General features: G+C 63.0%; 3 protein-coding genes and 1 pseudogene. 3 read left to right on the forward strand and 1 reads right to left on the reverse strand.

Going from position 1 to position 4169, the window contains the following annotated elements; genetic code table 11:
• On the forward strand, positions 1-870 hold an 870-nt coding region (locus PF446_RS07480), incomplete at its 5' end, for a 3-deoxy-7-phosphoheptulonate synthase (RefSeq protein ID WP_298070724.1).
• Between the two features lie 278 nt (positions 871-1148).
• Here PF446_RS07480 and PF446_RS07485 read toward each other — a convergent pair.
• On the reverse strand, positions 1149-2738 hold the full coding sequence (locus PF446_RS07485; RefSeq protein WP_298070726.1) for an amidase: 1590 nt from the start codon (positions 2736-2738) through the stop codon (positions 1149-1151).
• Positions 2739-3020: 282 nt separating this feature from the next.
• Here PF446_RS07485 and PF446_RS07490 point away from each other — a divergent pair, with 282 nt between their 5' ends.
• Positions 3021-3746 carry a c-type cytochrome gene (locus tag PF446_RS07490; RefSeq protein ID WP_298070728.1) on the forward strand — a complete coding sequence of 242 codons (726 nt, stop codon included), beginning with the start codon at positions 3021-3023 and terminating at the stop codon, positions 3744-3746.
• A gap of 8 nt (positions 3747-3754) precedes the next feature.
• Positions 3755-4169 (forward strand): annotated as a pseudogene (locus tag PF446_RS07495) (cytochrome c); the annotation flags it as partial.

Consider the following 4169-nt stretch of genomic DNA (forward strand, 5'->3'; position numbering starts at 1 on the left):
TCCGCCATGACCATGAACTTCGTGCGCGCGCTGATCGACGGCGGCTTTGCCGACCTGCACCACCCGGAGTACTGGGATCTGGCCTGGGTGGACCATTCTCCACTGGCCAAGGAATACCGGCAGATGGTCAGCGGGATCATCGATTCCCTGCGCTTCATGGAGACGCTGGCCGGCGAGTCCCTGGAGAGCTTTTCACGGGTGGAGTTCTTCACCGCCCACGAAGCACTGCTGCTTCACTACGAACAGGCGCAGACCCGCCGAGTACCCAGGCAATGGGGTTGGTTCAATCTGGCTACCCACTTCCCCTGGATCGGGATGCGCACGGCAGCGCTGGATGGCGCGCACGTGGAGTATTTCCGCGGTATCCGCAACCCGATCGCGATCAAGATCGGGCCGACCATGCAGCGTGACCACCTGTTGCGCCTGATCGACGTGCTCAATCCCGACGATGAGCCGGGTCGGCTTACCCTTGTCCACCGCATGGGTGCAGGCAAGATTGCCGAACATCTGTCCCCTCTGCTCGAGGCCGTACGCGCGGATGGTCGTCGCGTTCTGTGGATCTGCGACCCGATGCACGGCAATACCGAAAGCACGGCCAATGGCTACAAGACCCGTCGTTTCGACAATATCGCCAGCGAACTGGAGCAGTCCTTCGACATGCATGCGGCTGCAGGAACGCGTCTTGGTGGCGTGCATCTGGAGCTGACAGGAGAGGATGTCACCGAATGCACGGGTGGGGCGCGTGGCCTGGCCGAAGCCGATCTCTCGCGTGCCTACAAGTCGCATGTCGACCCGCGTTTGAATTACGAGCAGTCGCTGGAGATCGCGATGCGCATCGTGAACAAGTCTGGTGGCCGCATCGGCGGCTGAACGGCCCGCCATCTCGATCCGGCCGCTCCGATCCGGATGCGCGTTGCAGTGGTTTCCAGCTGGCCCCGGCCCGGATGCCGTACGCGAAAGACCTTGCTTTCGCATCGGAGCGGGACCCCAGCCTGGTGCTGGCAGACGCTGACTTTTTGCGTGCCTGCAGATCGCATGTCGATCCGCGTTTGCATCACCTGCAGTCACTGGAGATTGCGAAGCACCCCGTGAACAGGGATACAGGCCGCATCGGAAGGTTGTCCGATGCGGCCTGGATGCAGCCCGGTTCAGTGGTCCCTGGCTGGCGTGGCGGCGTCTTTTGTTGCATCCGACTTGGCAAGCGGACTGGCCATGACCTTGGGCAGGAAGTGTGGGCGTCGGCGTGCATGGGTGTGCTGTTCGAATCCATAGGCGATCGAGATCAACGCCGGCTCGCTCCATTTGCCGGCGAAGAACACCATGCCCACCGGAAGACCATGGACAAAGCCGGCCGGCACCGTGATCGACGGGTAGCCGGACACTGCCGCAGCGCTGTATCCCGCGCCACTGTCATGATCGCCATCAACCAGGTCGTTGACCCAGGCCGGGCCCTGTGCGGGCGCGACCAGCGCGTCCAGGTGATGCGCAGCCAGGGCGGCATCGATGCCCTCCGGACCGGCCAGGCGATGGGCCTTGGCGCGAGCTGCCAGGTAGTCTTTGTCCGTCAGCGGACCTTTCTTCTCGGCCTCAAGGAACAACTCCTGCCCGAACCACTGCATTTCCTTGTTCGCATGCGCCTTGTTGAAGGCAATCAGATCGGCCAGGTTGTGGACCTTGAGCCCGGTGCGATGGCTCAGATAGGCATTGATGTTGTGCTTGAACTCGTACAGCAGCACGGTGTTTTCGGCCTTGCCGAAATCATTGACATGCGGCAGTTTGACAGGATCGATGACGATGGCGCCTGCGGCGCGCATTGCGGCCACTGCCTGATCGAGCACACGGTCGGTCGCGGGGTCGTAGCCAGCCAGCTCGCGTACCACGCCGATGCGCTTGCCGCGCAGCCCCTGGGGATCCAGGAAGCGTGTGTAATCGGTGGCATGCGCGTCGGCTTCGGCCGTGGCCGGGTCGGCCGGATCGCTGCCGGCCATGGCCGTCAGCAACCGGGCGGCATCCGCCACGGTGCGCGCCATGGGACCGGGAGTATCCTGGCTGTTGCTGATCGGCACAATGCCGGCGCGGCTGACCAGGCCCACGGTCGGCTTGATCCCGACGATGCCGTTGGCCGCGGAGGGACAGATCACGGAACCATCGGTTTCGGTGCCCAGCGCAACCGTGACAAAGCCAGCGGCGACGGCTGCACCGGAACCGGAGCTCGAGCCGCAAGCGGAGCGGTTGAGTACATACGGGTTGTGGGTCAATCCGCCACGACCGCTCCAACCGCTGGTGGAGTGGGTCGAACGGAAATTGGCCCACTCGCTGAGATTGGTCTTGCCCAGGATGACCATGCCAGCGGCACGAAGCTTGCGAACGACCGTGGCGTCGCTGGAGGCGGGTGGGCCTACCAGCGCCAGCGAGCCGGCCGTGGTCATCATGCGGTCGCCGGTGTCGATGTTGTCCTTGAGCAGAACCGGGATGCCGAGCAACGGGCCGTGGGCGTTACCTTGGGCACGCTGCTCATCACGATGGCGGGCAATTTCCAATGCGTCCGGATTGACTTCCAGTACGGCATTCACCTGCGGGCCGGACTGGTCCATGGAGGCAATGCGCGCGATGAATTTTTTTGCCAGTTCGCTTGCCGTCAGCGTGCCCTTGTCCATGCGTCGCTGCAAAGTCGCAATGGAGGCGTAGACCGCAGGCGTGGGGCTGACCGATGTGGCTGGCGCTGGTGACGTGGGCATGGGTGTGCGTGCATGAGCTGGCCCCATGGCCAGACCGGCGCAAAACACGAGACAGATCGTCGACCGCATATTCATTCCTGATTCCCCTGGACAGTGCTGTGTAAAGCCAGCATTGGAACAGTCTACACAGCGCGCACTCGATTCAGAAGGGTGTTCACGTTGGCGCGCATCCTTGTTCGTGCCCGCTGGCTATAATGAAGGATCGTCATGTTCCAACCGGCCGCGCAGGGCCCGTGTTTTTGCCGCCGGAAAATTTCCCAATCTCCATTTACGGGAGCCGCCATGTTGCGTACGCCTTCGCTCGCGTTTTGTGTTTGGCTGCTGGCGGCCGTGCAAGCATCTGTTTCAGTACCGGCATATGCCCAGGCTGCGCAGGTACCGGATACGCTCAAGCAACGTATCGCCGCATGCACCAGCTGTCATGGCGAACACGGCGAGGGCGGCCATGACGGCTTCAACCCTCGCCTCGCCGGCAAGCCGGAACGGTACCTGTATCAGCAGATGCTGGATTTTCGCGACGGTCGCAGGGAGTACCCGTTGATGGAGTACGTGCTGCATCCGCTCTCCGACGCCTACATGCGGGAGATTGCACATTACTTCGCCACGCAGCATGTGCAGTATCGGCAACGGCATCCGCCGATACTGACCCAGGCACTGCTTGACCGAGGCCAGCAACTGGTTCGCAAGGGCGACCCGTCACTCCGGATTCCAGCCTGCCAGGCGTGTCATGGCAAGCGACTGACCGGCGCGCAACCCGATATACCGGGATTGCTGGGATTGCCTTTCAGCTATATCAGTGCACAGCTTGAATCGTGGCGCAATGGTACCCGCACCGCGCGCGCACCGGACTGCATGCGTGCCATTGCAGTCCGGCTTCGGCCCCGGGATATTCCTGCCGTTTCGGCATGGTTTGCCACGCAGGCCGTGCCGCATCAGGATGTGCCGGCACCTGGCGACGCACTGCGCCAACGGCTGCCCATGAAATGCGGCAGCGTGGAGCGGCCATGATGAGCTGGATGAACCGTCCCGCTGGCATCGCCGGAATACTTGTTGCAGCCATCATCGGCATCCCGTTTGCGCTGACGGCCCATGGCGGCCGGGTGTCGGCTGACGTCGGCTCGAGCACGCGGACACCAAGCCTGCAGCAAGTCGAGAAGGGCCGGTACCTGGTTCGCGCAGGTGACTGCGTGGCCTGTCACAGCTCCCGGGGCGGCCAGCCTTTTGCCGGTAACCGGCCAATCCCCACGCCGTTCGGCATGCTGTATTCGTCCAACATCACGCCCGACAAGGCGACCGGAATCGGAACCTGGACCGAAGAGGACTTCTGGACGGCTCTCCACGAGGGCAAGGGCAGGCATGGGCGACTGCTGTACCCCGCCTTTCCCTACACCGCCTATACCCATGTCAAGCGTGCCGATGCTGACGCCATGT

The organism is Oleiagrimonas sp., assembly GCF_027858935.1.
Taxonomy (GTDB): Bacteria; Pseudomonadota; Gammaproteobacteria; order Xanthomonadales; family Rhodanobacteraceae; genus Oleiagrimonas.